At 59.1% G+C, this 26,608-nt stretch carries 24 protein-coding genes and 1 pseudogene; 10 read left to right on the plus strand and 15 right to left on the minus strand.

Going from position 1 to position 26,608, the window contains the following annotated elements:
- The first annotated feature begins 44 nt into the window (after positions 1-44).
- The 4 genes from AC07ZE_RS17680 to AC07ZE_RS17695 all read left to right on the plus strand — a co-directional run bounded on the left by AC07ZE_RS17680 (position 45) and on the right by AC07ZE_RS17695 (position 4,425).
- A complete protein-coding gene (locus AC07ZE_RS17680; protein WP_207265974.1) occupies positions 45-1,247 on the plus strand; it encodes a CaiB/BaiF CoA transferase family protein in 1,203 nt (400 codons plus the stop codon).
- Between the two features lie 79 nt (positions 1,248-1,326).
- Complete coding sequence (locus AC07ZE_RS17685) at positions 1,327-2,169, plus strand: HTD2 family dehydratase (RefSeq protein WP_207265975.1); 843 nt, start codon at positions 1,327-1,329, stop codon at positions 2,167-2,169.
- Entirely contained in the window at positions 2,166-2,981 is an 816-nt protein-coding gene (locus AC07ZE_RS17690; RefSeq protein WP_207265976.1) for an HpcH/HpaI aldolase/citrate lyase family protein, read from the plus strand. The genes AC07ZE_RS17685 and AC07ZE_RS17690 overlap by 4 nt, the downstream gene beginning before the upstream one ends.
- A gap of 52 nt (positions 2,982-3,033) precedes the next feature.
- Entirely contained in the window at positions 3,034-4,425 is a 1,392-nt protein-coding gene (locus AC07ZE_RS17695) for an aldehyde dehydrogenase family protein (RefSeq protein ID WP_207265977.1), read from the plus strand.
- Here the strand turns inward: AC07ZE_RS17695 and AC07ZE_RS17700 are convergent.
- Complete coding sequence (locus AC07ZE_RS17700; protein ID WP_207265978.1) at positions 4,419-5,423, minus strand: LysR family transcriptional regulator; 1,005 nt, start codon at positions 5,421-5,423, stop codon at positions 4,419-4,421. The genes AC07ZE_RS17695 and AC07ZE_RS17700 overlap by 7 nt on opposite strands.
- Before the next feature lie 146 nt (positions 5,424-5,569).
- On the opposite strand from AC07ZE_RS17700, the gene AC07ZE_RS17705 reads away from it, so the two are divergent.
- The gene (locus AC07ZE_RS17705; protein WP_207265979.1) at positions 5,570-7,591 is read left to right on the plus strand and encodes an alkyl/aryl-sulfatase; all 2,022 of its coding nucleotides are present in this window, start codon (positions 5,570-5,572) and stop codon (positions 7,589-7,591) included.
- Here AC07ZE_RS17705 and AC07ZE_RS17710 read toward each other — a convergent pair.
- From AC07ZE_RS17710 to AC07ZE_RS17735, 6 genes and pseudogenes are all read right to left on the minus strand, one after another.
- Entirely contained in the window at positions 7,551-8,306 is a 756-nt protein-coding gene (locus tag AC07ZE_RS17710) for a cytochrome ubiquinol oxidase subunit I (protein ID WP_310650378.1), read from the minus strand. The two genes, AC07ZE_RS17705 and AC07ZE_RS17710, sit on opposite strands and share 41 nt — an antisense overlap.
- A complete protein-coding gene (locus AC07ZE_RS17715; protein ID WP_259331967.1) occupies positions 8,267-8,605 on the minus strand; it encodes a hypothetical protein in 339 nt (112 codons plus the stop codon). Before AC07ZE_RS17715 ends, AC07ZE_RS17710 begins: the two co-directional genes overlap by 40 nt.
- A gap of 203 nt (positions 8,606-8,808) precedes the next feature.
- Positions 8,809-9,324 (minus strand): CinA family protein, encoded by a 516-nt coding sequence (locus AC07ZE_RS17720; RefSeq protein WP_207265980.1) that lies wholly within the window; start codon positions 9,322-9,324, stop codon positions 8,809-8,811.
- Positions 9,325-9,476: 152 nt separating this feature from the next.
- Positions 9,477-9,653, minus strand: coding sequence for a hypothetical protein (locus AC07ZE_RS17725; protein WP_207265981.1), 177 nt, complete (start codon positions 9,651-9,653; stop codon positions 9,477-9,479).
- Positions 9,631-10,548, minus strand: a complete 918-nt coding sequence (locus AC07ZE_RS17730; RefSeq protein ID WP_207265982.1) for a DUF72 domain-containing protein — start codon at positions 10,546-10,548, stop codon at positions 9,631-9,633. Before AC07ZE_RS17730 ends, AC07ZE_RS17725 begins: the two co-directional genes overlap by 23 nt.
- Positions 10,549-10,780: 232 nt before the next feature.
- Positions 10,781-10,885: pseudogene (locus tag AC07ZE_RS17735) on the minus strand (con-10 family general stress protein); the annotation flags it as partial.
- A 318-nt stretch (positions 10,886-11,203) separates the two neighbouring features.
- Here AC07ZE_RS17735 and AC07ZE_RS17740 point away from each other — a divergent pair.
- A complete protein-coding gene (locus AC07ZE_RS17740; RefSeq protein WP_207265984.1) occupies positions 11,204-11,761 on the plus strand; it encodes an ATP-dependent Clp protease proteolytic subunit in 558 nt (185 codons plus the stop codon).
- A gap of 39 nt (positions 11,762-11,800) precedes the next feature.
- Here AC07ZE_RS17740 and AC07ZE_RS17745 read toward each other — a convergent pair whose 3' ends face one another.
- Positions 11,801-12,919 (minus strand): carboxylate-amine ligase, encoded by a 1,119-nt coding sequence (locus tag AC07ZE_RS17745; RefSeq protein WP_207265985.1) that lies wholly within the window; start codon positions 12,917-12,919, stop codon positions 11,801-11,803.
- 218 nt (positions 12,920-13,137) lie between these two features.
- Complete coding sequence (locus tag AC07ZE_RS17750) at positions 13,138-13,536, minus strand: hypothetical protein (RefSeq protein ID WP_259331968.1); 399 nt, start codon at positions 13,534-13,536, stop codon at positions 13,138-13,140.
- 181 nt (positions 13,537-13,717) lie between these two features.
- On the opposite strand from AC07ZE_RS17750, the gene AC07ZE_RS17755 reads away from it, so the two are divergent.
- Positions 13,718-13,924: a hypothetical protein gene (locus AC07ZE_RS17755; RefSeq protein WP_404940894.1), complete on the plus strand. Its 207-nt coding sequence runs from the start codon at positions 13,718-13,720 to the stop codon at positions 13,922-13,924.
- A 70-nt stretch (positions 13,925-13,994) separates the two neighbouring features.
- Here AC07ZE_RS17755 and ydiJ read toward each other — a convergent pair whose 3' ends face one another.
- Positions 13,995-17,018 (minus strand): D-2-hydroxyglutarate dehydrogenase YdiJ, encoded by a 3,024-nt coding sequence (gene ydiJ, locus AC07ZE_RS17760; RefSeq protein ID WP_207265986.1) that lies wholly within the window; start codon positions 17,016-17,018, stop codon positions 13,995-13,997.
- A 157-nt stretch (positions 17,019-17,175) separates the two neighbouring features.
- Here ydiJ and AC07ZE_RS17765 point away from each other — a divergent pair, with 157 nt between their 5' ends.
- Together AC07ZE_RS17765 and AC07ZE_RS17770 are read left to right on the plus strand one after the other, a co-directional pair.
- On the plus strand, positions 17,176-18,060 hold the full coding sequence (locus tag AC07ZE_RS17765) for a LysR substrate-binding domain-containing protein (protein WP_207265987.1): 885 nt from the start codon (positions 17,176-17,178) through the stop codon (positions 18,058-18,060).
- A 394-nt stretch (positions 18,061-18,454) separates the two neighbouring features.
- Positions 18,455-20,395, plus strand: coding sequence for an acyltransferase family protein (locus AC07ZE_RS17770; RefSeq protein WP_207265988.1), 1,941 nt, complete (start codon positions 18,455-18,457; stop codon positions 20,393-20,395).
- 145 nt (positions 20,396-20,540) lie between these two features.
- Here AC07ZE_RS17770 and AC07ZE_RS17775 read toward each other — a convergent pair whose 3' ends face one another.
- Positions 20,541-20,672, minus strand: coding sequence for a carboxymuconolactone decarboxylase family protein (locus AC07ZE_RS17775; protein WP_259331970.1), 132 nt, complete (start codon positions 20,670-20,672; stop codon positions 20,541-20,543).
- A gap of 166 nt (positions 20,673-20,838) precedes the next feature.
- Between AC07ZE_RS17775 and lldD the strand changes: the two genes are divergently transcribed.
- A complete protein-coding gene (gene lldD, locus AC07ZE_RS17780) occupies positions 20,839-21,981 on the plus strand; it encodes an FMN-dependent L-lactate dehydrogenase LldD (protein WP_207265989.1) in 1,143 nt (380 codons plus the stop codon).
- 62 nt (positions 21,982-22,043) lie between these two features.
- Here lldD and msrA read toward each other — a convergent pair whose 3' ends face one another.
- The 4 genes from msrA to AC07ZE_RS17800 are packed head-to-tail and all read right to left on the minus strand — an operon-like array spanning position 22,044 to position 26,552.
- Entirely contained in the window at positions 22,044-22,511 is a 468-nt protein-coding gene (gene msrA / locus AC07ZE_RS17785; RefSeq protein ID WP_207265990.1) for a peptide-methionine (S)-S-oxide reductase MsrA, read from the minus strand.
- Positions 22,508-23,434 carry a homocysteine S-methyltransferase family protein gene (locus AC07ZE_RS17790; RefSeq protein ID WP_207265991.1) on the minus strand — a complete coding sequence of 309 codons (927 nt, stop codon included), beginning with the start codon at positions 23,432-23,434 and terminating at the stop codon, positions 22,508-22,510. Before AC07ZE_RS17790 ends, msrA begins: the two co-directional genes overlap by 4 nt.
- The gene (locus AC07ZE_RS17795; RefSeq protein ID WP_404940871.1) at positions 23,431-24,480 is read right to left on the minus strand and encodes an ABC transporter substrate-binding protein; all 1,050 of its coding nucleotides are present in this window, start codon (positions 24,478-24,480) and stop codon (positions 23,431-23,433) included. The genes AC07ZE_RS17790 and AC07ZE_RS17795 overlap by 4 nt, the downstream gene beginning before the upstream one ends.
- Positions 24,481-24,488: 8 nt before the next feature.
- On the minus strand, positions 24,489-26,552 hold the full coding sequence (locus AC07ZE_RS17800) for an ATP-binding cassette domain-containing protein (RefSeq protein ID WP_404940895.1): 2,064 nt from the start codon (positions 26,550-26,552) through the stop codon (positions 24,489-24,491).
- Positions 26,553-26,608: the final 56 nt, after the last annotated feature.

A 26,608-nucleotide genomic window follows, 5' to 3' on the forward strand; every position in this document is an offset into this window, starting at 1 on the left:
TTCGGTCGACGCACCGGGAAGCCATGACAAAAGAGATCACAATCATGAGCCAGCCCAATGACATTCGTCCCCTGGACGGCATCACCGTGATCAGTCTTGAGCACGCCATCGCCGCCCCGTTCTGTACTCGGCAGCTGGCCGATCTCGGCGCCCGGGTGATCAAAGTCGAACGCCCGGGTGTCGGCGATTTTGCCCGAGGCTACGATCAACGCGTCAACGGCCTGGCCTCGCATTTCGTCTGGACCAATCGTTCGAAAGAAAGCCTGACCCTCGACTTGAAACAGGCGCCCGCCACCGACGTCCTGGACAGTCTGTTGGCCACTGCCGATGTGCTTGTGCAAAACCTGGCACCCGGTGCGGCTGCACGGATGGGCCTGTCGTTCGACGCGCTGCATCAGCGCTTTCCACAGCTGATCGTGTGCGACATTTCAGGCTACGGTATGGGCGGTCCCTATGAAAAAAAGAAAGCCTACGATCTGTTGATTCAGAGCGAAGGCGGTTTTCTCTCGGTGACCGGTGGCTCGGGCGAATCAGAAATGGCCAAGGCCGGGTGCTCGATCGCTGACATAGCCGCCGGCATGTACGCCTACACCGGCATCCTGTCCGCGCTGCTGTTGCGCGGGCGCACCGGCGAAGGCAGCCACATCGATGTTTCGATGCTCGAAAGCCTGGTCGAGTGGATGAACTATCCGATGTACTACGCCTACGAGGGCGCGCCGCCCCCCCCTCGTGCCGGCGCCGCCCATGCCACGATTTACCCTTACGGCCCCTTCCCCATCGGCGACGGCACTACCGTGATGCTCGGCCTACAGAACGAACGCGAATGGCAGCTGTTCTGCGAGCACGTGCTGTTGACCCCTGAGCTGGCCAGGGACGAGCGATTTTCTGCCAATTTCAAACGCGTCGAAAACCGTCATGCACTGCGGGACTTGATCGTCGAGTCCTTCGCTGCCCTGGACTTCGATGCGGTGATCGATCGATTGGATCACGCGCAAATTGCCAACGCCCGGGTCAACGACATGCAAGGGGTGTGGAATCATCCGCAACTCAAGGCTCGTAACCGCTGGCGGGAAGTCGAGACGTCTACCGGAACCGTGCCAAGCCTCATACCACCGGGCAGCAACAGCGCTTTCGAGCCGCGAATGGACGCCGTGCCAGGCCTTGGCCAACACACCGATCAGGTACTCAGAGAACTGGGATTGTCCGCAGGGCGCATCGAAGCAATGCGTGCTGCGGGCGCTATCTGACGGCACCCATCAATGACTTCAGAGTGGATTCCAGAAATGGCCGCCCTGGCCTGATCACTGACCGACGGGAGCGATGACTATGAGCAATTCCGATTTTTCAGCCTGGATTGGACGCCGCCAGGAACGCCAGGACCGGATCAGTTTCACCCTGGTCAAACGCATTGCCGCGACGTTGGGCGAGCCGGCACCACAACCCGGAGAACCGCTGCCGCCTTTGTGGCACTGGGCGTTTTTTCAGGAATCGGTCACTGCCGACGAATTGGGTCCGGACGGTCACCCGGCGCTCGGGGGATTCCTGCCTCCTGCCCACAATCGCAATCGCATGTGGGCGGGCAGCCGAATCGATTTTTACCAACCGTTGAAGGTGGAAGCTGACGTGACCTGTGTCTCCACCATTCTCAACGTCGAAGAAAAGCACGGTCGTTCTGGCTCCTTGCTGTTTGTCACGGTTCGCCATGAGTACTTCCAGGACGGCCAGCGCGTTCTGCAAGACGAACAGGACATCGTCTATCGAGAGCCCACCCCGCCTAAATTGAACAGCACCGAAGCGCCGCCGCAAAGCCAATGGCAGGCGCGGGTCGAGCCCTCCCCGACCCTGCTGTTTCGCTACTCCGCGGTCACCTTCAATGGCCATCGAATTCACTACGACTGGCCCTACGTCACCGAGGCCGAAGGTTATCCGGGGCTGGTGGTGCATGGTCCATTGATCGCGACCCTCAACTTGCGAGCTTTTACCAAGGCACATCCGAAAGCGCGCCTGGAGCACTTCACCTTTCGTGGTGTCCGTCCCTTGATTTCGCCTCAACCTTTCGAGGTGGGCGGACGATTGATCGACAGCGGCAAGGCGCAGGTCTGGGCGGGCAATCAGGACGGTATTGCACAGCTTGGCGAAGTCCGGTTCAGTGAGGGAGAAACACCATGAATTCAACCATCGTTCGCTCTGCGCTGTTCGTACCGGCGACTCGTCCGGAGCGTATCCCCAAAGCCATCGCCACGGGTGCGGACCGGGTGATTGTCGACCTGGAAGATGCCGTGCAGGAAAACCTCAAGGAACAGGCCAGGGATAACCTCAACCACTTCTTGGGTGAACATCCGGATGCCCGGGTGCTGGTGCGCGTGAACGCCCCGGAACACCGGGCACAGGCTGCGGATCTGGCGCTGTGCCGACGGCATGCCGGAGTGATCGGCGTGCTGCTGCCCAAAACCGAAAGCGCGGCGCAAGTGCTCACTGCCGCCGATACCGGTAAACCGGTCTGGCCCATCATCGAGAGTGCCAGGGGCCTGGCGCAGATCCGCGACGTTGCCCAGGCAAAGGGGGTCGAGCGCTTGTCGTTCGGCAGCCTCGATCTGGGCCTGGATCTGAACCTGACCACTGGCAGCCGGGCTGCCGAAGAGATCCTCAGCCATGCCCGCTATGCGGTTCTGCTGGCGACCCGGGTTGCCGGCCTCGCGCCTGCGCTGGACGGTGTGTTTCCTTCCATACAGGACAGTGCCGGTTTGCACTGCGCCATTCAATTTGCTCGCGACATGGGTTTTGGCGGTGCGCTGTGCATTCACCCGAGCCAGGTAGCCATCATCCATCAAGCACTGAAGCCCAGTCTTGAGGAGCTGCATTGGGCGCAACGCATTATGGATGCCGCGAGTACGGGTGAAGGTGTCTTCGTCCTCGATGGGCAAATGGTCGATGCACCGGTCATTGGTCGTGCTCAAACCCTCCTGGCGCGCGCGACCTGAACTCCGGCTCTTTGGCTTCGAGCAATATTTCCCTATCACGCAGGACGGTGTCATGACCCACGTATCCAGCCTCACCCATGCCATCTCGATCAATCCCGCCAACGGTGAGCAGATCGCCTCCTACCCGTTCGAGTCCGATTCGGCACTGCAAGCGTTACTGTCGCGAGCTGCAGCCGGGTTCCACGTCTGGCGCCATGTGCCCATTGCGCAACGTTCGCAACTGTTGATCGCTCTGGCCAGGACCTTGCGTGAAAACGCCGCAGTCACGGCGAACAGGATCACTCTGGAAATGGGCAAGCCGATCACCCAGGCACGCGGTGAAATGGAGAAATGCGCGCAACTCTGCGAGTGGTACGCCGAACACGGACCGGCCATGCTGACGGCCGAGCCGACCTTGGTTGAGGGTGGCAAAGCGCGCATAGAATATCGTCCACTGGGGCCGATTCTCGCGGTGATGCCGTGGAACTTCCCGATCTGGCAGGTGCTGCGCGGTGCCATTCCAGCGTTGATCGCCGGTAACACTTACGTGCTCAAACATGCCCCCAATGTGATGGGGTGCGCGTATTTGCTTCTCGAAGCCTTCAAGCAAGCCGGCTTTCCCGAAGGTGCATTCGAAGTCATCAATGTCACGCCAGACGGCGTTTCAAAGGCGATCGCAGATCCACGCATCGCCGCGGTCACCCTCACCGGTAGCGTCAGGGCCGGTATGGCCATCGGTGCACAGGCGGGTGCCGCACTGAAAAAATGCGTGCTGGAACTGGGCGGTTCAGACCCGTTCATTGTCCTTGATGATGCAGACCTCGACGCCGCTGTGAAGGCCGCGGTGATCGGCCGATATCAGAACACCGGGCAAGTCTGCGCCGCCGCCAAACGCCTGATCGTCGAGCAAGGCGTTGTAGAGCAATTCACGCGCAAATTCGTCGAAGCCACGCGCCAACTGAGCGTCGGCGATCCGCTGTCCCCCGAAACGTACATTGGGCCGATGGCGCGCTTTGATTTGCGAGATGAACTCGATCAACAGGTGCGCAACACGCTGGAAGAAGGCGCGACGCTGTTGTTGGGCGGGAAGATGGCTGAAGGTTGCGGCAATTTCTACGAGCCCACGATCCTGGCGAACGTCACCGATCAAATGACTTCGTTCAAACAGGAACTGTTTGGCCCGGTCGCATCGATCATCACCGCACGCGATGCGACCCATGCGCTGGAACTGGCCAATGACAGCGAATTCGGCCTGGCTTCCACCATTTACACTGGCAACGTTGAACTCGCCCAGCAAATGGCCGGTAGACTGGAAACCGGCGGTGTATTCATCAACGGTTACTGCGCTACCGATCCACGTGTGACTTTCGGGGGTGTGAAAAAAAGCGGGTTTGGTCGAGAGCTATCGCATTTTGGTGTGCGCGAATTCTGCAATGCGCAGACCGTCTGGCTGGACCGTCACTGACAGAGAGGCTGGTTCCTTGCAGAAACCGGCCCCCCTTTGCGCGACTTCATCATCAAGTCGGCCAGCTCATGTTCGCGCCGGGCAACGTCCTCTTCCACCACCCGCACTTCGCGCATGAAAGCCTCCACGGCGGGAGGCAGTGAACGCTCTTTGAGAGAGATAAAACCGTAACGGGTGTACGACGCCTGATCGTGGAGCGGCAGCGGTACGATTTCACCCGCCAGCAGCTCCCGCTCGAAGGCCGACAAAGTACCCACCGCCAATGCATTGCTGTTCGCCACGAATTGAACAATCTGCATGGGGACGTCAATCTCGATCGCAGGTACGAAATCCCCAGTCACTGTGTCATAGGCGCCGGCGCGGCCTAATGTCGCGGGCAGTAAAACGCCGGCCAGGCGGAACGGAATACGCGACGCCACCCAAGGATAATCGAGTGTTTGCGCTCGATTCAAAGAGCGTTGCGAAAGCAGCGGATGGCCGGGCCGGCAAAACAGTCGCCCCTGATGTTCACCCAATAGCTCACAATTGAATTCTTCAACACCTTGCAAGGCGCTGATTTCAGCGATCCCCAGATCCACCACGCCACTGGCGACCTGGTGCGCAACCTCTCGCCATCCGGCGACATGGGCCGTCACATTCAGGTGCGGATGTCGGGCGTGTAACCGGGCAATGGCTGGATAGCCGCTGATGACACTGGGGTACGGCCCCAATGCCACCTTGAGTGTGCCGATGTCGCCCACCGCCAGCAGAGCAATGTCCCGCCGAAGGTCCTCTTCGGCCATCAATAAGCGCTGGCTCTTTCTCTGCAGCACTTGACCAAACGCCGTCAGGGTCACGCCGTCGGTGCGTCGATCGAACAGCGTGACGCCGAGCTCCTGCTCCAGCAGCTGAATACTTTTACTGAGCGCTGGTTGCGAAACGCCCAACGCTTTGGCTGCATGACCAAAATGGGCATGTTCAATCAATGCCAGAAACTGGCGTAAGCGGCGCGGGGTCATGCCATAACCTTTATGTTATCGAAATCGAATAAAACGGAATTTTTCGTAATCAAATGAATATGCTATTCCTTGCCGGGCGGGTCAAGACAAGCAAGAACAAGCCCGTGCCATCAACGGCATCGACACTCCTGGCAAAGGACCACTTCATGAATAACAAGACCCTCAGTTGCGCCCTGGCCATCGCACTGTCTACGGGCTTCAGCCCTACCCTTTTTGCTACTCAGACAACTGCCGTGCCGGCCGCGATCGAGCATTTCGATCACAAAGGAAAATCGCCGTCGACGTACACCATTGAATATCAGAAAGGTGTGCGCGAAACGCTTCCTTTTGCAGACAAGCGCGATTTTGAAGAAGCCAAAAAAGGCTTCATCGCAGCACCGCCCTACAACAAGATCATGGCCGAAGCGGGGAACGTCGCCTGGAATATGGGCAGCTACAACTTCCTGCTGGACGGCAAGGACTTCGACACGGTCAATCCGTCGCTGCAGCGCCAAGCCTTGCTCAACATGGCCTATGGTCTGTACGAGGTGGTCCCGGACAGGATCTATCAGATACGCGGCTTTGACCTGGCCAATATCACGTTCATCAAGGGCGAAACCGGCTGGATAGTTTTCGACACCCTGACCTCAAAGGAAACCGCCCGGGCGGCGCTGGAGTTCATCAATGAAAAACTGGGCAAGCGCCCGGTAGTGGCCGTGGTGATTTCTCACTCCCACGCAGACCACTTTGGCGGTGTCCGTGGCGTCATCGAGGAAGCGGACGTGCGCAGCGGCCAGGTCGCGCTGATCGCCCCCGTGGGTTTCATGGAGCATGCGGTCGCTGAAAACGTTTACGCCGGCAATGCCATGACCCGACGCGCGTTCTTTCAATACGGCCTGCTTTTGCCGCGCAGTCCCTACGGTCATGTCGACATGGCTATCGGAAAAAACGCCGCCGCCGGCAACATGGGCCTGATCGAACCCAATCGCTACATCGAAAAGGATTTCGAAAGCCTGACAATCGACGGGGTACAAATGGAGTTCCAGAACACACCTGGCACCGAAGCACCGTCGGAAATGAATACCTGGTTCCCGCAATTCAAAGCGTTCTGGGCTGCCGAGAACATCACCGGCACCATCCACAACATCTACACTCTGCGCGGTGCTTTGGTTCGTGATCCGCTGGTGTGGTCAAAGCACATCAACAACGCCCTGTATCGCTACGGCCAGCAGGCTGATGTGATGCTCGCCGCGCACAATTGGCCGCGCTGGGGCAATGAACGGATCCAGGAAGTGATGCGCGCGCAGCGCGATGCCTATGCCAATCTGAATAACGCCGTCCTGCACGCGGCGAACCAGGGCGTCACCATCAATGAGATCCAGAATGTCTACAAGTTGCCCGAGAGCTTGAAGAAGAACTGGGCGACGCATAGCTATCACGGTTCGGAAGAACACAACAGCCGCGCGGTGATCAACCGATACCTGGGTTATTGGGATGCCAACCCGGCCACGCTGATGCCGCTGTCACCGAAGGATTCGGCGCCGCTGTACGTCGAAATGATGGGCGGCGCAGCAAAGATCATGGCCAAGGGCAAAGCCTTGTTCGATCAGGGCAAATACCGCGAGGCTTATGAAATTCTCAATAAGCTGGTGTATGCCGAGCCGCAAAACAGCCAGGCCAAGGACCTGCTGGCGGATGTCTATGAGCAGGTGGGCTATCAGAAGGAAAGTGCCGGCGTACGCAATAGCTTCCTTGCGGCTGCCTATGAGTTGCGCCACGGCATGCCCAAAGGCCTGCCGCCAAAAACCGGCGGCCCCGACACGATCCGCGCCATGAGCACAGAGTTGTGGCTCGAATACCTCGGCATCGCCCTGGACGGCAGCAAGGTTGCGGACTTGCACTTCATCCTGAACCTCAAGACGCCAGACAATGGTGAACAATTCGTGGTGGAGCTGAGCAATTCAACGCTGACCAGTCTCAAGGGCCAGCAGGCAAAAAACGCCGATCTGACCCTCACCCTTGATCGCTCGGCGCTTGAAGGCGTGATGGCGAAGCAGACCAGCCTCGATCAGCTCGTCGCGCAAGGCAAGGCGACCTTTGAAGGCGATCGCAAACCGTTCGCCCGGCTGATGGCCGCCATGACCCCGTTCACCCCGGACTTTGAACTTCTGCCGGGTACGAAGCAGTAACGCCAATTGCGCGGTTAACTCTGCCAATGGACCGGCAACCTGGCGCGTCTGCGGCTTGGACGCGCCCAACGATCCCCACGTGCAGCGGCGAGCATCGCGAGCAATCCAGCCGGGCCATCAGCACACAGCTGCGCAGCATCCACCGCGTTGAGTGCAATCGCTGTCGCCATCGCAACACCAGACTGGTGAGCCCCTGCCCCAGCATCAACAGACCCAAACCGACCATGAAACGAAATGCGAAAAACACCGCCGGCACTGGCGGGATGTCCTCGGCAGGGAACTCATCCAGCGCGGCGATGGTGCCGCTCATGTCGTGCCGCAGGTACAAAGAACCGATGCGCGGAATCGCCACTTCCCGGTGATTGCGTCGCTCGGCCATATCGGGAATGGCAAACAGGCGCAGCGGTTCCCCCTCACCGTCAGCCGGACGCGTCCACGAACCTTCGATGGCGGCCACCTTTTGTGGCTGAAACTTGAGGCTGTGTTGACCCTGCAGGTCACCCAGCAGGATTTGCAGAGGTGACAGCACGACTATCATCCATAGCGCCATGGAGAATTGCAGGCGTGCTCGCGGGTTCTGCGGCTGGCGCAACAGGGCGAACACCTTGAGCCAGTAAAGGTAAACATCCAGGTAGATTTTTCGGCCCTGCCACAGCCAGAGACCCTCAAGCACCATCAGAAAATTGGCCAGCCCGATAGTGAGTGCGGCCAGCACGATATGAAAACTGATGGTGATCGCAAACTGCGCGCGTGCGGCATACGCGTGCCGAACAATCCCAGCCCGTCACCACGCAACGTCAGATAAACACTGGCCCGACCTTGGGCATCGGTTTGCAGCCACAGCTTGAGACCTTGCCCGACACTGCTGGCACGTACGGGTTCAGGCAGCATTGTCTCGATACTGAAACCGTCCATGAGATCGCCGAACAGCTCCAACTCTGCCGTGGAATCCGGGAAGCCCACGACGCTGATTTTCATGGCGTTGGAGGAGCCATTGCTGGTTGAACCTTTCATATTCGACACTGATCTTTGCGTCGTTGCCATGGACCTCGCGAACGCTCAAAGGCCCGCGCGAAAAAAGACCCGCCAATGCCAGCAACATCACCAGTATCAATCCATACCAGCCCCATCGTTCGAATCGCCAGACTTTGACCTGATACACCATATCCTCACGAATGGGGTAATCGCGGCTTTGGAGATCGGACTTGCGAGCATTGTCAGTCATGGCGCGCCTGTCCCCGCTCGCCGGCCAGCGCACGTTGATGAAAGTGCGGGAGCAACTGCAATGAATGATCTGCCGCTGAACGCTGCACCTGACAGCGCGACCCCAAGAATCGATGCTTGCGGCTGAATACACTCAGCCCCGACCCGGTCTGATAGGCCCAGGCAAAACAGATGGTGCCGGCAGGTATGCCGTCGACATCCTCGGGTCCCAGGATGCCGGTCGTCGCCAGGGCGACATTGGCGGCGCTGTCGTGTAAAGCACCCAACGCCATTTCTTGTGCGACTTCACAACTGGTCAGATTGAAGGTTTCGATGGTGTCGGGACTGACTCTCAGCAGCCGCTGCTTTGCCTCGGGCGAATACACAACGTATCCGCTCTCGATCAGCTCTCCACTGCCCTCCACCTCAGAAAGCAGCGTGATGATTTTTCCTGCCGTGCAGGATTCCGCTGTTGTCAGCAGCAGTGAATGTTTGCGCAGGTACTGAACAGTGTCGGCGGCGATAGACATGGCGATTGTCCGCAAGAGTCTTAGGCATTGACCCTTGCAGTACCGGTTCATTCCGTGAATTTCGTCAACGGCGCCTGTCGTTGCTACAGGCATGTTTCCATGCAGTCGTTGCAACCAAAGACTGCCCGCGCCGGTCGACATCCAAAGGGCATTCACCGATGCCGACTCGGTCGATCAAGCGTGCGGCCTTGCCCGGGCAAGGGCAGCGTTGTGTATCCGCTGCGAATGAGGTCCAGCATCACCTGGTGCGGCGCGTTGTGCGGAACCGAAATCACGGGTCGGGCGGCAAAATCGTTCAGCAGGTTTTCAACGATTGCCAAGCGGCTCATGGCTCATTCTCCCTGGTGGAGGGCTCACTACCCGGTCTGCCTTTTGAGTAAGCAAGGCCGACAGATCCAACGCATTGCGCAATGCCGCGCCGCTGGCAGTGTTATCAAAAATGCACCACACCGTCGCACCTTCAGCGGCCGCCGCTTGCAGTTGACTGGCGAACCCTTCCAGGAATGACCGGCCATAAGCGCTGTAGTAAATGCGTGGGGAACCATGCAGCCGCCAATACTGCACACCCAGTGCACCGCCTGGTGACGCGTCGGTGCTCAATCGGGACGGATCGACTGCCGCCTGCGACACCTGCCGAGTCATCAGCAAGGACGTGGCATCAGCCCACGATTCGTGCCGGGGTTCCACTATCACCGGCCCGCTGTATTGCTCTTTCAGGATTCTGAAAAAGCCTTCGGCAACCGTTACATCAAAGGCCATCGAAGGGGGTAGTTGAACGAGCAGGCACCCCAAGTGCTCGCCCAGCCCGGTGCATTGACCGATAAACTCTTCCAACGGACGTTCACAGTTCGTCAATCGCAATTGGTGGGTGATCCGCTTGGGCACTTTCACGCTAAAGCGAAATGCTTCAGGCACAGATTCGGCCCAACGCGTGTAAGTCTGTCGACGATGCGGGCGATAGAATGAGCTATTGATTTCGACGCAATTGAAATGCGAGGCGTAGCGCTGCAAATGGGTACCCTGGTTGGGAAATGATGCTGCGTGTTCACCCCCAACGCTCCAACCTGCGCACCCAACGAAGATTCCTTGACGGTTCAATCCATCACCCTGCCGGCGTTTGACATGAGTACACCTGGCAACCTCAAATCGAGCCCCGAGAAGAAATCGGGGCTTGATTGGAGTCACTTCCTCAGGATCGGCGTCCTCCGCCGCCGCCTTGCTCATCCTTGCTTCCCATGTCAGAAGTCTTGTTACGGTCATCGGTGACTTGGGTACCACGACCACCTCCTTGTCCACCGCTGCTCATACGATCAGGATCATTGGGTTGCCGTGCGCCTGAAGCCTGACCACCTTTTTGGCCCGGTTTGGACATATTTTCGTCATCGTCGGAAAACTCACCTGCGCGATGGGTACCTTGTCCGGCTCCGGTCATGCGATCCGTATCGCGCGACTGTTGACCGCCCGAAGCCTGACCGCCTTTTTGGCCCGCTTCGGAAGCTCGTTGTGGATCGTTGGCAAAATTTCCGCCCGTGTCTTCTCCACCTTTCTTGCCGGCTTGCGAAGTTTTGTCCCGGTCGGAGAAGCCGCCTGGGTTGTTGTTTCCTGTATTGGCCATTTCCGTTCACCTCTACATCGTTAGCACGAGCATGGGCTCGTCTAATTCGGAGGACGCCGTAAATCGAAAGTTTGAACGCAAACAGCAAGCTCGCGACGAATGGATTCAGAGGATTGGTTCCATCGAAAATCCACTCATTCGACTGACGGCAAGTCCTCCTACAGAGGCACCGTATGCCGGATTTTCAGATTCAATGATCAATGTTTACTAAACTGAAATACCTTGCAGGAAGCCCTCCAGGCATCACACTCAGGAGGTCAGTCGATGACAGAACACATCGTGCATTTTCACTGCCAGATCGATCAGGCAACCACTGAACGCTTCAGGGATTGCTGCCTCGAAGCTATCGACCAGGGCGCTACCTCACTGCTCCTGAATCTGTCCACCTGTGGCGGGAGCACTAATTTTGGCTTCACGCTCTACACGTTCCTCAAGTCCTTGCCAGTACCGCTTTGCGCCATTAACGCCGGCAATATCGAATCGATGGGGATCATCATGTTTCTGGCGGCAGGTCGACGCATCACTTCGCCCCATGCCAGGTTTCTGATTCACCCGATGAACTGGTACTTCAGCCAGAAATCCGTCGACCATCAACGACTGCGGGAATACCTGTCCAGCCTCGACAATGATCTTGCACGCTATGTGCAAATCTTCATGCTCGAAACGGCTGACGCCGTGACCAAGCTCGATATTTTCCATTGCCTGTCCGCAGAGGAGAAAGTCATCGCCGCACACGAATCCCTGGCCTACGGCATTGCCCATGAGATGAAGCAGATGGTATTTGCCGATGATGTCAAACACTGGAAAGTCAGTGGCGGTTGACGCGTCTACAAGCTCGGAACCCCGCGATCAGTATGGTACTCACGCTGTTTCCAGCAACAACTGATCAACCACTTGTGAGAGTGCTGCCTGGGCACTCAAGCCCCTACCGGTGGCACTTTCATAGACAGAACGTTGCCGGTCTGCGCTGGTACCGGAGTGGATCATTCGCCGAACCCGGGAAAAAATGTCCTCGACGCCCAGTGATCGAGCGGTCTCTCCCAGGATTTGCTCTACCAGGAAAAGCCATTGATCAATCGTGAAAGGCCGCTCGTACCCCTCAACGAGAAACGATGCATGGATACCGGACCTTTTTGCTCTCCAGCGATTTTCCATCAGTATCCACCGCGATTGCTGCGAGTAAGTCGCTCCCGGATGAGGTTGCTCGATAGCGTAGGCAATCATCAATCGGAAAAAACAGGCAATAGTCAAAACATCATCCAAACGCGGACAGGCGTCCGTCATTCGCAATTCCAGTGTCGGAAACCTTGCCGAAGGCCGTACCCCCCACCAGCAATCACTTGGGGTTCTCATCGAACCGGTTGAAACCAAAAAACCAACGTAGGCTTCATACGCCAGTTCATCTTCAAAGAATTCCGGAATGCCCATCCGGGGCCATTCATCACAGGCTGTCTGCCGATAACTGGCAAATCCGCTATCGCAACCGTCCCAAAATGGAGAGGAGCTGCTCAAGGCCAATAGCATCGGTGTCCACGCAAGCACCTCGTTCATGACCTGAATTCGATCCAGGTGATGCGCAATTTCCACATGCACGTGCAGACCCGAAAGCAGACTGCGTCGAGCTACGTGTTGAAAATCGCTGAACAGCTGCTGAAAGTGATCCTGATCTGTGGGGTGCTGAATACGCCAGTCCGCCAAGGGATGACTGCCGGCACACAGCAACCCCAAGTCAAAAGACTGGAGAGCATGCTTCAATGTACCTCGAGCGTTAGCGAGAAAATCCGCTGCCTGCGCCAAGTCGGTGAAAACAGGCGACGCCACTTCGATCTGCGCCTGGAACATCTCGTACGCGAAACTTTGGCCCAGTTCGGTTTTGCATTTGGCACTCACCGCGTGGGCAAGCGTCCCAGGCATTTGTCGAGTGACTCGATCGGTAATGAAATATTCCTCTTCAATACCAAACTTCAGCTGGCGGTTCATTGTTTCCATTCCCTAAACGGCATCCGGATCCATCGAGCGCAATGACGCTTCAAATGGCGCCTTGCGTGAATCAACCGGTTGATGGGACTCGCCTGCCCTGCACGCAAATTCCCAGGTGTTTTCGAATGGATCTGCAGAACTCGACACACGTTCATGACCGCCGACCAGAGGTGCTCCCCCCATCAGAGCTGGCGAACCTCGCTCGAGCTGGGCAAGTGCTAGGGCAGCAACAAGGCCTCATGAATTTCAATTGAAGGGGTAACACCGCCTTTGCGTCGGCTTTGCAGCCAGTCTCTGGTTTTGCCGACATCGAAGATCTGGCCCTGGTCCATCAAGGTCAACAGGAGCTCGTCGGAAACCCGATAGCGACCACAATCGGGACAATCCCTCTCCTCCCACGGGCCGTGACAATTAATGCGCTCCGCCACGCCGACACAGATAAGACAATTCATCGCTATCACCATTTTTGTTTTTGAACCGCCACGCTTCGGCAGTCGAGATGCCTCGACGTCAGGCAGGGGGCACACGGATGAGGCTGGAAATTTGTCGACCTGAATCAACCAGAGAAAGTTCGGGGCGCTGACGCTTTCAGTGCAAACAGGTCGTATCTGCCACATGGAAAAAATCCCGCGCCAGTCGACTATTCTTGCCGCTATGGCAGCCTGCACACATTTCTGTTTCGCGCACACTTGTGATCGGACACGCCGGGGAAAGTGCATCTCACGTCCAGCTGTTGAAGATCGCGATTTCCAAGAGGTGCTCCCCTTGGCCTACGTTGACTGGATTCAATGGCCTGCGATGCTGGTAACGGTACTCGCTGCGTGGCTGATCGGGTCACAACGCCCCCGCAGAAGAATGGCAGGATTCATCTGCTTCATCCTGAGCAACATCTTGTGGGTGGTTTGGGGGGCCTACGCACAAGCGTATGCCCTGATCGTCCTGCAGATCTGCCTCTGCGTCATGAATCTTCGGGGATTCAAAAAAAACCGGAAGGACCAGACGTAGGAAGGCAACCATAAGCAGCCGTTGCGGGTGAAACGGATACCCCCCCGAGTCTTGAGTAAACAACATGCCCTTACAACGACAGCGCATGTTCCAGCAGCACGTCCAGTGGGTGACGCAGTTGCCTGTCAGCCATGCGCTTGACCTGGCTGCGGCAAGAGTACCCGGTCGCCAACGCCTCCCCCTGTTTATCCAGCTTGCCGGCCCATGACTGCTCGAAGATGATTCGCGAGGTGTCCTGATTGCGCGCTTCGTGGCCGTAGGTACCCGACATGCCACAACAGCCGGTCGCCTCGGTCACCAGCTTGAGTCCACACCGGGAAAACAGTTTTTCCCACTGTGAAGTACTGGCCGGGACATTGGTCTTTTCGGTGCAGTGCGCCAGCAAACGAAACGTCTGCGCAACAGGCTGCGGCTTTTCCGGCAGCACATCAAACAGCCACTCCTGCGGCAGCAAGACCTTCGGGCAATCATTGAGCCCCGGTACTTTCAGGTATTCCTGACGGTAGACCAGCGTCATGGCCGGGTCCAGGCCCACCAGCGGCACACCGCAGTCTGCCAGGGCCTTGAGCTGATGGGCGTTGCGAATCGCCGCCTTGGCGAATGCACCGAGGAAGCCGTGCACATGCAAGGGTTTACCATTGACACTGAAAGGCGCCAGGAATACGCGGTAGCCCAGCCGGTGCGCCAACTGGATGAAGGACGCCAGCAAGGGGGTCTCGAAGTAGCGGGTGAACGCGTCCTGCACCAGCACCACGCTGCGTGAACGTTGTTGCGGGGTCAACTCACGCAGCGCCGCGACACTGGCGATGCCCACCTTGCATCCGGCCAAGGTGGCTTGCAGGTTGTAGCGGCTGATCAGTGGGCTGTCGAGCATACCGACATGCCGTTCGAGCAAGCGACTTATCCATTTCGAGCCCATCACCGCGTTGTACAGCCTCGGTGCGTACGCCACGTACGGCAGGGTGAATTCCAGCGAGCCGATCAGGTAGTCGCGTACCGGGCGCTGGTAGCGACCGTGATACAGCTGCAGAAAACGCGAACGGAATTCCGGCACGTTGACCTTGACCGGACACTGCCCCGCACAGGATTTACACGCCAGGCAACCCGCCATGGCGTCGTAGACCTCATGGGAAAAATCCTCCTCCCCCCGTGAACGCGCAAGATTATTGCGCAATCGCTTCGGCAACCCGCGCAGCCACGACCATTGGCCTGCGACCGCTTCCAGCACATCAATATTGGCCGCACCTTGCAGGCGCAACCACTCGCGAATCAAGGAGGCCCTGCCCTTCGGCGAATGCTGGCGTTCACGGGTGGCTTTCCAGGACGGGCACATCGCATCGTCGGGGTCGTAGTTGTAGCAAGCACCGTTACCGTTGCAGTGCACGGCGCTGCCGAAGCTTTGCCAGACGCGCTCATCGATTTGCCGATCCAGATCACCGCGCAGCATCACTTCGTTGACCTTGAGCAGGCCTTGGGGGGCATCCGGCGGGGCACAGATTTTGCCGGGGTTGAGCTGATTGTGGGGATCAAACGCGCCCTTGAGCGATTGCAACGCCGGGTACAGTTCACCGAAAAATTCCGGGACATATTCGGAGCGCAAACCCTTGCCGTGTTCGCCCCACAGCAAGCCGCCATAGCGCCGTGTCAGTTCGGCCACGGCATCGGAAATCGGTTTGACCAGCGCCGCCTGGGCCGGGTCTTTCATGTCCAGCGCCGGGCGCACATGCAACACACCGGCATCGACATGACCGAACATGCCATAAGCCAGGCCGTGGCTGTCCAGCAGTGCGCGGAACTCGGTGATGTAGTCGGCCAACCGCTCCGGCGGCACCGCGGTGTCTTCAACGAAAGGCTGCGGGCGAATCTCGCCTTCGACGTTGCCCAGCAGCCCGACTGACCGTTTACGCATGGCGTAGACGCGGGTCACTGCTGCGGCACCTTCCGCCAGCGTATGGCCCAACCGCTCGATGCTCGTGTCCGCCTGCAGATGCGCCACGAACTCGGCCACACGTGCGTTCACTTGCGCGGTGTCTTCCCCGCTGAACTCCACCAGATTGATGCCCAGTGTCGGGCGCTCGGCGTCAGCGGGAAAATACTCGGCGACGCTGTGCCAGACGATGTCTTTCATCGCCAGCATCAGCACTTTGGAGTCCACGGTTTCGATGGACAACGGCTTGTGCGCCAGCAACGCGTTGGCGTCGCGCAGCGCATCCATGAAGCTGCTGTAGCGCACGTTCACCAACACCGAATACTTGGGGATCGGCAGTACGTTGAGCTTGGCCTCGACGATGTAGCCCAGCGAACCCTCCGCACCGCACAACACGCTATTGAGGTTGAAACGCCCCTGCTCGTCGCGCAGGTGAGCCAGGTCGTAACCGGTCAGGCAGCGATTGAGCTTGGGGAACACGGACTCGATCAATTTGGCCTGGGTTTCCTGAATCTGCCGCGCTGTGCGATACACCTCGCCGATGCGGCCGGGTTGCGCGCAGGCCGTATCAAGCTGAGCGTCGGTCAGCGGCTGGGTGTGCAGGCGCTCGCCACCGAGCAATACGCTGTGCAGTTCCAGCACATGATCGCGAGTCTTGCCATAGGTGCAACTGCCCTGCCCGCTGGCGTCCGTGTTGATCATGCCGCCAACGGTGGCCCGGTTGGAGGTCGACAGTTCCGGGGCGAAGAACAGCCCATGGGGCTTGAGCGCGGCATTGAGCTGGTCCTTGACCACCCCCGCCTGCACCCGCACCCAACGCTCGACGACGTTGATTTCCAGAATGGCGTTCATGTGCCGCGACAAGTCGACCACGATGCCGTCGGTCAATGACTGGCCATTGGTGCCGGTGCCGCCGCCCCGCGGGGTCAGTTTGATCTGGCGAAAGCGCTGCTCGGCCATCAAGGTGGCGATGCGCACGATGTCGTCTGCGTCTTGGGGGAATACCGCTGCTTGCGGCAGGCGCTGGTAAATCGAGTTGTCGGTCGCCAGCACGGTCCGGGTGGCGTAATCAGTACTGAGCTGACCGCGAAAGCCGCTGGCCCGCAGGGCTTGAAGAAATTCCGGGTATTGTGGCGCGGGTGCAGCGGTGGGCAGCTGGGCGATCATCTCGGGATGGTCTCTTGTCGGTCGAATCACGGAAAAATCAAAACACTTGTCGCCCGGGCATTAATCGGTCAGCCTCAGGTTGTCAGTGTTCCAATGATCCTGCAGGCTCCGGCGCCGGACAAACGGATAATCTTGCCGCTATCGATGACTTTTACGAATGAATTACCGCCACCTCACCCCTTCCATGTCATTGCTGCTGGCGTTTGAAGCCGCCGCTCGCCATGAAAGCTACACACGCGCCGCGGTGGAACTCTCGCTGACTCAAAGCGCGGTCAGCCGACAGGTCCAGGCGCTGGAGCAGCAACTGGGCCTGACGTTGTTTCGCCGCGAAGGCCGGCAGGTGCAGTTGACCGATGTCGGCCGCCTTTATCAGCGGGAACTGAGCGAAGCGCTCGGACGCATCCGCAGCGCCACGTTACAAGCGATGGCTTATCAGTCGGGAAGCGGAACCTTGCGCCTGGCCACCTTGCCAACGTTCGGCTCGAAGTGGTTATTGCCACGCCTTCACGACTTCTACAAAACCCATCCCGGGATGCTGGTGCACATCAATTCCCGGATCGACGCCATCGACTTCGAGACCAGCGGCATCGATGCCGCGATTGTCGTCGGCAACGCCGACATGCCGGGCCTGATCAGCCATCGCCTGCACACCGAAGAATTGATGGTGATCATGTCTGCACAAGCGGCGGCGGCCCATGACACCTGGACACCGGAGCGCATTGGCACACAGACGCTGCTCAACGTCGCGAATAACGCCAACGTCTGGGGCGAGTGGTTCAGCCACCACAGCCTGCCCCATCGAATGATGCGGCTGGGGCCGAGCTTCGAACTCACCTCGCACTTGATCCAGGCCGTGAGGGCCGGCATCGGCATCGGCCTGGTACCGCGTATCCTGGTCGCCGACGAGCTGGCCAACGCAGAACTGATCAGCCTCGGCCAGCCCTTCGCCAGTCAGCGCAGTTACTACCTGACGTATCCGCCACGTAACGAAAGGCTGCCATCACTCATCGCATTCCGTACCTGGTTGCTGGAACAGATCTGATCGATGCCGCTGATCTGAATCTGTGGGAGCCCGCCTACCACTTTCAACCCGGAACACGCTGACTATGGTTCCGGAAACCAACTGGCAGAGAGAGCATAGTTCTCACAAGCGGGGAAAATGTCTGAAGGCCACTCGCGCCCCCACCATGGGAATCATCTGACCGATGCTGGGGGTTGTGGTGGCTTGGCGAAATTCTGTTGTCGCCGTCAACACACCTGCCAGTGTTTCAAATGCTTGGGACACCCCGTGAACCGGCGCCGTTATTTCCTATTAATTTTGCCAACCGTCAATTTCCCAACTACAAGTGATAGATAAGGCGGAAAGTGTCCAAATATTGACAATCGCGGTCATGGGCGGACATCCGTACACGGACAATTCTGGGATGGACAGGCTCATGGCTCAAGGCAAGTACCGCTCTGACATTGATGGACTGCGGGCTGTGGCGGTGATAGCGGTACTGCTGCACCACCTCAACACCAACCTGCTGCCAGGCGGTTTCGTCGGCGTGGACATCTTCTTTGTCATCTCCGGGTTCTTGATCACTTCCCAGGTGTATTCCGAGGTCAAGCGCAACACCTTCTCAGTGAAGGGTTTTTATCAGAGGCGAATCAATCGCATCGTGCCTGCATTGGTCACGGTGTTGGTGGCGACGGCGATCGTCGGGGCATTTATCCTTTCTCCGGTCGACCTGATCCGGCTCAACATCAGCACGCTGCTCTCTCTGTTGGGCGTTTCGAACGTCTACATCTGGGTCAAATACGGTAATTACTTCGCCGCTGACGCCAGTGAAGCGCCCCTGCTGCATACCTGGTCGCTGGGTATCGAAGAACAGTTTTACTTGCTGTGGCCGCTGTTCATTGTGGTGCTCTATCGTCTGGCGCCGCGTTACGTGCTGCCGATCGTGGCCCTAGGCGTGGTGGCAGCGGTCGGCGCGTCGGAATACGCGACCGGGGTCTTTGCGACGGCCGCCTACTATCTGCTGCCTACGCGCTTTTTCGAATTGATGCTGGGCGGGGCGCTGGCGATCTATCTGCATCAACCGCGCGTCATCGCAAAGCTGACCGCCCATGGCCTGGCTCTGGCGGGTTTGCTGCTGATCGGTTTTTCACTGTTTGCCCTGAACGCCAACTCGACCTTCCCCGGGATCAACGCGCTGATCCCGTGCCTGGGTGCCGCGTTGCTGATCCTGGCCGGAAGCGGCAACACGCGCTCGCGCTTGCTCACCAGCCGGCCCATGGTGTTCATCGGCTTGATTTCCTATTCGCTGTATTTGTGGCACTGGCCGTTGATTGCCTACCTGAGTTACCTGGAAATTCCCATCGATCTGCCTGTGGGGGCGATGCTGATCGCGGTCTCGATCACCCTCGCGTGGCTATCCTGGCGTTATGTCGAGGTGCCCTTTCGCCGCAGCGGAGCCACCTGGAATTTTTCCCGGGTCTTCTACCGTCGATTCGCCCTTCCGGCATTGGGCCTGGCCACGCTGGCGGTGCTGAGTGTGCAATTCAACGGCTTTACGCATCGGTTCAGCCCTGATGTTTCGCGACTGGAAGCCATGACCCTGCAGAAGCCGAGCGAGATCCGCAAGGGCTGCCACGTGACCAATGCGCTGTACAAAACAGAACCCGATGACAGCTGTCGCCTGGGAGCTGAAAAGGAACAACTGGACGGGATCATGATCGGTGATTCGTTTGCCAATCACTTCACCGGCATGGTCGATCTGCTGGCCAAGCCGGATAACCTCTCGATCATGGACTACACCATGGACTCGTGTCCGCCGATCATCGGCTACACCGTCGACATGTCCGCAACCTATGCCGAGCATTGTGCAAAACGCAACGAACGGGCGTTCAACCTGATCGAGCAGAACCATTACCGCTATGTGGTACTGGCGGCGATCTGGCCCAGGGACGCGATCGCCAAGGACATCGTCGAAGCCAGTATCAAACGGGCGGTGGAGCACAGCGACCAGGTCATCGTCATTTTGAGGAATCAACACATCGAAAAAGCCGCCAGTTGCCCGATCCGCCATTTGATGTTCGATACCGACCACAGTTGCACAGTCACCCAAAGTACCGCAGCGCCCTATTGGGCCGACATAAAGGTGAAGTTCCCGCAGGTGCGCTTTATCGACCCCAATCAAGTGATCTGTACGGCAGGCGTTTGCAGCCCGATTATCCGGGGTCAATTGCTGTACCTGGATGATTCGCACCTCAATGAAGTGGGATCGCGCTTTATCGGTCGCACGTTACTGGACCGAGGCTATTCGTTGCTGCATGACCCGGCGCCCACTCCCGGTAATGCCGTCACCACGCTTGATGCCTCCGTTCACCTTTAGAGGCAGGACATTTCGCTCTTCTGGAGTTCTCGACCACGCCAACAGCCTGGATGCTCCCGCCACGCTTGGCGGGAGCATCCAGGCTTTGGTGTGATATTCCAATGACAGCCCCCTCCCATAGAGGGTCGATGCGAGCGGATAGAGATCAGATCGAACCAGCCGGCGTAACGGCAGGGAAATCCTTCTCGGGATCGAACACGTTATTGAAAAAGCTCGTCAGGGAGTACATGGCCACCAGCGCGACAATCTCCATGACATTCGCATCCGTGTAGCCCATCGACTGTTCGAGATCATCGAGCGATATTGCCGGCCCAGTGATCGAGGTAGCAAAAAGAGTACGAAGGAGCGGGTTTGAAACGAGCGCAACACAGCTCGCATACGCTAACCTGACGCCTGGACTCGACGGCTCAGCCCTCACTCATCAGATCAAGGCCTTGCACACTATGATCATCTCTTCTGCATCGGACTACCGCGAAGCGGCACGCCGCAAACTCCCCCGTTTTTTGTTCGACTACATCGACGGAGGCGCTTATGCAGAGCATACGTTGAGGGCCAATAGCGCCGACTTGAGTGACGTCAGCCTGCGCCAGCGCATCCTGAAAAATGTCGAAAGCCTGAGCCTGGACACCACACTCTTCAACCAAAAACTGGCGATGCCCATCGTGCTGGCGCCGGTAGGGCTGACCGGGATGTTTGCCCGTCGTGGCGAGGTGCAGGCGGTCAAGGCGGCGCAAAACAAAGGCATCCCGCTGTGCCTGTCGACCGTGTCGGTGTGTTCGATCGAGGAAGTCACGGCAAACGCTCAACAGCCGATCTGGTTTCAGCTGTATGTACTCAAAGATCGCGGCTTCATGCGCAACGCCCTGGAGCGTGCGCAAGCCGCCGGGGTGCAGAACCTGGTGTTCACCGTCGACATGCCCACCCCCGGCGCCCGGTACAGGGATGCCCACTCGGGCATGTCCGGTCCTTACGCCTCGTCGCGTCGCATGCTCCAGGCCATGACCCGCCCCGACTGGGCCTTCAACGTCGGCGTGATGGGGCGCCCACACGACCTGGGGAACATCTCCAGGTACCTGGGCAAAGCCGTCACGCTTGAGGACTACATAGGCTGGCTGTCCAACAATTTCGACCCGTCGATCAGCTGGAGCGACCTGGAATGGATTCGTGAATTCTGGAAAGGCCCGATGATCATCAAAGGCATTCTCGATCCCCAGGATGCCCGTGATGCGGTGAGTTTCGGTGCTGACGGGATTGTCGTTTCGAACCATGGCGGCCGCCAGCTCGACGGCGTGCTCTCCACCGCCAACGCCTTGCCACCGATCATGCAGGCGATAGGCAACGATCTGAGCGTGCTCGTCGACTCGGGCATCCGCTCGGGGCTGGATGTCGTTCGCATGTTGGCCCTGGGGGCGAAAGGGGTTTTGCTGGGACGTTCGATGGCTTACGCGCTGGCCGCCGATGGCCAGCGCGGGGTGGAAAACATGCTGGATATTTTTGCCAAGGAGATGCGTGTGGCGATGACGCTGACCGGGGTGACGTCCATTGATCAGATCGACGAATCGATTTTGGTGCGGTCGGTTCGGTGACTGGTCTGTTGCGTCAGGTGAGCGCCCCTACAGGTATTGGTGGTTTTTGACCCGCTGCACAATCAGATCGAACAGGCACTCCCCCCATGCTTCTCCAGATAACGCTGCTGCTCCTCACCCGCCAGTTCAAACTCACCCAGCGGCACAATCACCGTGGCCACCGGCTTGGCCAATCGCCCCGAAGCCTCCAGCGCCCGCCTGGCGGCCCACGCCAACTGCTCTTGCTCGGCAGAACTGAAAAACAATGCCGACCGATATTTCACCCCGACATCAGCGCCCTGCCGATCAACCGAAGTCGGATCATGCAGCGTCCAGAAATGCTCGATCAGGCGACTGTAAGCAATCACCCGCGCATCGAAATCAACCTGCACCACTTCGATCGACACCGGCTCGCCACTGGCCGGTCGTGCGAACCCGACCCGCGTATCCTGCACCCCCGGCAATGCCCGAAATGACGCTTCAGCGCCCCAGAAACAACCGGCGCCAAATGTCGCCTGTTCAACAACCGCGTCCAGCTGAAAATCCGTCATGCGCGGACATCCTCCTGTTGTGGCAGCAGATGCAAGTGCAACTGTGCGATATGTTCAGGCCCGATGCCGCAGCATCCGCCAACGATACTGGCTCCGGCGGCGACCCACGACCGCGACCAGTGCAGGTAGGCTTCAGGACCCAGGTCACGACGAATCTCCAGCAAGGTGCTATTGGCTTTGGCCTCGGTGCTGACCGGCGGGAAGGCATTGGCGTAAACCCCCAGCTCGATCGCTTGGCCGAGACGTTCAATAACCTCGCGAGCCTCGGCAAGTGCCGCCGCCATGACTTCCGGCTGACTGCAATTGAACAGCACCGCCGTTGCCCCCAGTTCGACTGCCACACGCACCGCCTCGGCAACCGGTTCGCCGGAACGCAACCGAGGCGGCTCGCCCGTTTCATCCAGCAGCGTGAAGGACACCCACAGCGGTTTGGTTTCCATATCGAAATCGAGCGCCTCGACCACCGCCCGCACTTCAGCGATGGAACTTTGGGTTTCCGCCAGCCAGGCATCCACGTGAGCCTGCAACCCGGCAATAAGCTCGCGATGGATCGCCACCGAGCGTTGGTGATCAAAGAGATCCGGTCGATACGACCCTAGCGCCGGAGGCAGCGAACCGGCCACGGTGACCGGTTCACGTCCGACAGCCGCCGCCTGACGGGCCAGACGCCCTGCCCGGTCGGCAAGCGTTCGCCCCTGCTTGGCAAAGCGCTCTTCGCCGATGTGGAAAGGCACCACCGCGTAGCTGTTTGTTGTAATGATTCGGGAACCGGCATCCACAAATGCCTGATGCGCCTGGAGCACAAATTCCGGCGCCTCGATCAGCGCGAGCGCTGACCATTCAGGCTGTCGAAATGGCGCGCCGATGCGCTGCAATTCGCGTCCCATGCCGCCGTCGAGCAAGCGCAAGGAGAGGTCACTCATTGCGCTGCACTCACTTTCGGCGCCGAGGCGGCCAGCCATTGATCCACGGTGGCGCCGTTCGCCTGGACCCACGCCTTGGCAGCGACGTCAGCCGGTTGTTTTTCCTTTTCGATCTTCAGGATCAGGTCATTGAGCTGCGCCGGTGCAATGGCAAAGTTATGCAAGAAATCGGCGATCTTCGGCGCGCGTTTTTGCAGGGCCGCAGAGGCCAGCACATACACCTTGGCATCCGGGAAGGCGCAGGTGATCCGGCTCTTGTTCAACCAGTCCGGATCGACTGTCGGGCTGATGAATTTCCAGCAACCGTCGGCCTTGTACAGCGGATCGCCTTTTTTGTTGTCCTGGGCATAGCCATCGAACGCCGGTTCTTCCAGACGACGCAGGTCAAAGGCCGAGAAGATCCAGTCCGGGGTGTAGGCATAGAACACCACGCCGCGTTGTGCCTTGTAGGCCGTGGCCAGTTTGGCGTAAGTCACCGAGGCTTCCGTGGACACCGACTCGAATTTATCGGCGAAACCGTAATCCTTGGCCTTGATCTGGCCGATGTAGGTCGACTCCCAGCCCGCAGGCCCGACCAGTAACTGCGCCTTGCCGCCACCCAAGGGTTCGAAAAGCTTGGCGACTTCCGGTTTCTTCAGGTCATAGATGGACTTGACCCCGTACTTGTCCTGCAGATAGCCCGGGATATAAAACCCTTGCTCTCCGGCATAGGGTTGAACGTTTGGAACCAGCGACGTGCTGCCGCCCGTGACGTATTTGGCCCAGGCCGCCGACTGATTCGGCAGCCAGATATCGGTCAGCACGTCGACCGAGCCATCGCCTTTGGCGGCGGCACTGAACAGCACCGGGACATCCCCGGCCAGGTACGAGACGTCGCCATCGAGCCGGGTTTTGATCACCTCGCCCAAGATGTGTTGAATGGCGATGGCGCCCGTCCAGTTCTGCTCGCCGATGACGATTTTGTCCTTGGCCATGGCGGTTGCCGGGAGAATTAAAGAGGCCAGCAACGCGGCCGCACCAAGCGTACGAGAAAAATGTGTGTTCACGATAAGTCTCACTGTGGGTTGTGCAGGTGATCTTGCTTGCGCAAGCTCGATTGAATGATTCGATCCGGTATCAGCGCGCACAGCACGATGGCCACGCCGGCAAGCATGCCCTCGCCGCCCTTGATATTGCGCAGCGCCGTCATGACGTCATACCCCAGGCCGCCGGCGCCGATCAGCGCAGCGACCACCACCATCGACAGGCTCATGACGATGGTCTGGTTGATCCCCAGCAGCAGCGAGCGACGTGCCAGTGGCAGTTGCACCTTGACCAGGGTTTGCCAAGGGCTGGCACCGTGGGCGACCGCCGCCTCGACCGCATCCTTGGGCACTTCCTGGAGACCCAGCGAAGTCAGGCGGATCATCGGCGCCAGGGCGAAAATCACCGTGGCGATTACGGCCGGGGTCTTGCCGACAGAGAAGAACGCCACGGCGGGAATCAGGTACACGAAGGTCGGCAATGTCTGCATGACATCCAGCAAGGGTGTGAACAGGCGCCGCACCAGCGGCCGCTTCGCCAGCAGGATGCCGGTCGGCACGCCGATGACCAGGGCGATCAACACCGAAGAACCTACCAGCGCCAAGGTAGCGATGGTGTGTTCCCAGAAGCCGAACAGGCCGATGTACAACAATGCAACGCCGCTGGTCAGCGCCAGTGCCAGGCCGGCCGAGCGCCAGGCGAGGAACACCACGGCCAGCGCCGACACCGGCCAGGGCAGCCAGCCGAGCAGATTTTCAATGCCTTCGATGACGGTGCGCACGGCAACGATCACGCCGACGAACGCGCCTTCGAAGGTCACCTGGGACCAACCGATGAATTGATCGATACTCTCCGCCGTCAGCAACAGCCATTGGCGGTTTTCCGGGAACTGCAGCAATGCATGGGGGGTATCGGGGGTGATGACGCGCCAGATCACCAGGGCCTGACTGACCAGCAGCAATGCCAAAGGCAGCCCCCAGCCCGTCGTCTGCCGCGCAGTTTGGCGGCTGAGCGAGATCGCGCTGAAGCGGCTGGCACCGAACACGGACACGGCCGCAAGCACTGCAAGCCATGACGCGCTGGCCAGGCCTTGGCCCGCAACCGCCAATGCGGCGAGTTCGGCGACGAACGTCAACCAGAACAACCCGCCCCTACCCCGCGCCGCCAGGGCTGCCGGCCCCAGCAACAGCGCTTGCCAGTGGAGAAATCCGTGATTGGCAGATGACTGACGGGGTTGGCGTTGGGGCGTCGGGGTGCGAATGCTGTCCGGACGTTGCAGCGCCGATGGCGTTGGCGTGCAGTCGCGGAAAAAGTCTGCGACTTCGGCATCGGCGGGTTGCTCGAGCAATTGTTCGGGCGTGCCCAACTGCACCAGCCGGCCTTGGCGCAGCACGGCAATACGGTCGGCCAGGCGTATGGCTTCCGCCGGATCGTGCGTGACCAGCAAAGTGCTGATTCCGCGCTCACGGGCCAGGGCAAGAAAGTGACTTTGCAGATCGCGGCGGATGGTCGGGTCCAGCGCGCTGAACGGCTCGTCCATCAGCAGGATATCGGGTTTGGTCACCAGCGCCCGGGCAAACCCCACACGCTGCTGCATGCCACCGGACAGTTCATGAGGGTAATGCTCGCCCCAACCGTCCAGGCCTACCGCCTGCAACTGTTCGATGGCCGCCGCATGGCGCACGGACTCGGGTTCGCCGCGCAGCTCCAGTGGCAGCGCCACGTTGTCCAGAACCGTGCGATGGGGCAGCAGGCCGAAATGCTGAAACACCATGCCGATACGTCGCGACCTGAGGGCACGCAGGGCCTGGTTGCTCAAGCCGCTGATGGCTTGTCCGTCGATCAAGACCTCGCCACTGCTGGGCTCGATCAAGCGGTTGATGTGTCGCAGTAACGTCGACTTGCCGCTGCCGGACGTGCCCATCAGGCACAGCACTTCACCGCGACGCACCTTCAGGCTGACGTTGCTGACCGCGGGCGCGACCGGCGCGCCTTTGCGCAGATAGGCCTTGGTGACGTCGCGCAGTTCGAGTACGACATCACTGTCATCGGCGGGGCTGTCGGACGGTGGCGAAAATCTTTGAAAGGACTCAATGCGTGCAGTCGACAAAGACGTTTGAATGGTGGTCACAGGAGCTCCCCGGCCCAAGG

The organism is Pseudomonas sp. GW101-3H06, from assembly GCF_059424605.1.

Coding starts and splice junctions, on each gene's coding strand:
- AC07ZE_RS17680 (WP_207265974.1), top strand. CDS start 45: ATGAGCCAGCCCAATGACATTCGTCCCCTGGACGGCATCACCGTGATC.
- AC07ZE_RS17685 (WP_207265975.1), top strand. CDS start 1,327: ATGAGCAATTCCGATTTTTCAGCCTGGATTGGACGCCGCCAGGAACGC.
- AC07ZE_RS17690 (WP_207265976.1), top strand. CDS start 2,166: ATGAATTCAACCATCGTTCGCTCTGCGCTGTTCGTACCGGCGACTCGT.
- AC07ZE_RS17695 (WP_207265977.1), top strand. CDS start 3,034: ATGACCCACGTATCCAGCCTCACCCATGCCATCTCGATCAATCCCGCC.
- AC07ZE_RS17700 (WP_207265978.1), bottom strand. CDS start 5,423: ATGACCCCGCGCCGCTTACGCCAGTTTCTGGCATTGATTGAACATGCC.
- AC07ZE_RS17705 (WP_207265979.1), top strand. CDS start 5,570: ATGAATAACAAGACCCTCAGTTGCGCCCTGGCCATCGCACTGTCTACG.
- AC07ZE_RS17715 (WP_259331967.1), bottom strand. CDS start 8,605: ATGAAAGGTTCAACCAGCAATGGCTCCTCCAACGCCATGAAAATCAGC.
- AC07ZE_RS17720 (WP_207265980.1), bottom strand. CDS start 9,324: ATGTCTATCGCCGCCGACACTGTTCAGTACCTGCGCAAACATTCACTG.
- AC07ZE_RS17725 (WP_207265981.1), bottom strand. CDS start 9,653: ATGAGCCGCTTGGCAATCGTTGAAAACCTGCTGAACGATTTTGCCGCC.
- AC07ZE_RS17730 (WP_207265982.1), bottom strand. CDS start 10,548: ATGAGCAAGGCGGCGGCGGAGGACGCCGATCCTGAGGAAGTGACTCCA.
- AC07ZE_RS17740 (WP_207265984.1), top strand. CDS start 11,204: ATGACAGAACACATCGTGCATTTTCACTGCCAGATCGATCAGGCAACC.
- AC07ZE_RS17745 (WP_207265985.1), bottom strand. CDS start 12,919: ATGAACCGCCAGCTGAAGTTTGGTATTGAAGAGGAATATTTCATTACC.
- AC07ZE_RS17750 (WP_259331968.1), bottom strand. CDS start 13,536: ATGTGGCAGATACGACCTGTTTGCACTGAAAGCGTCAGCGCCCCGAAC.
- AC07ZE_RS17755 (WP_404940894.1), top strand. CDS start 13,718: ATGCTGGTAACGGTACTCGCTGCGTGGCTGATCGGGTCACAACGCCCC.
- ydiJ (WP_207265986.1), bottom strand. CDS start 17,018: ATGATCGCCCAGCTGCCCACCGCTGCACCCGCGCCACAATACCCGGAA.
- AC07ZE_RS17765 (WP_207265987.1), top strand. CDS start 17,176: ATGAATTACCGCCACCTCACCCCTTCCATGTCATTGCTGCTGGCGTTT.
- AC07ZE_RS17770 (WP_207265988.1), top strand. CDS start 18,455: ATGGCTCAAGGCAAGTACCGCTCTGACATTGATGGACTGCGGGCTGTG.
- AC07ZE_RS17775 (WP_259331970.1), bottom strand. CDS start 20,672: ATGGGCTACACGGATGCGAATGTCATGGAGATTGTCGCGCTGGTGGCC.
- lldD (WP_207265989.1), top strand. CDS start 20,839: ATGATCATCTCTTCTGCATCGGACTACCGCGAAGCGGCACGCCGCAAA.
- msrA (WP_207265990.1), bottom strand. CDS start 22,511: ATGACGGATTTTCAGCTGGACGCGGTTGTTGAACAGGCGACATTTGGC.
- AC07ZE_RS17790 (WP_207265991.1), bottom strand. CDS start 23,434: ATGAGTGACCTCTCCTTGCGCTTGCTCGACGGCGGCATGGGACGCGAA.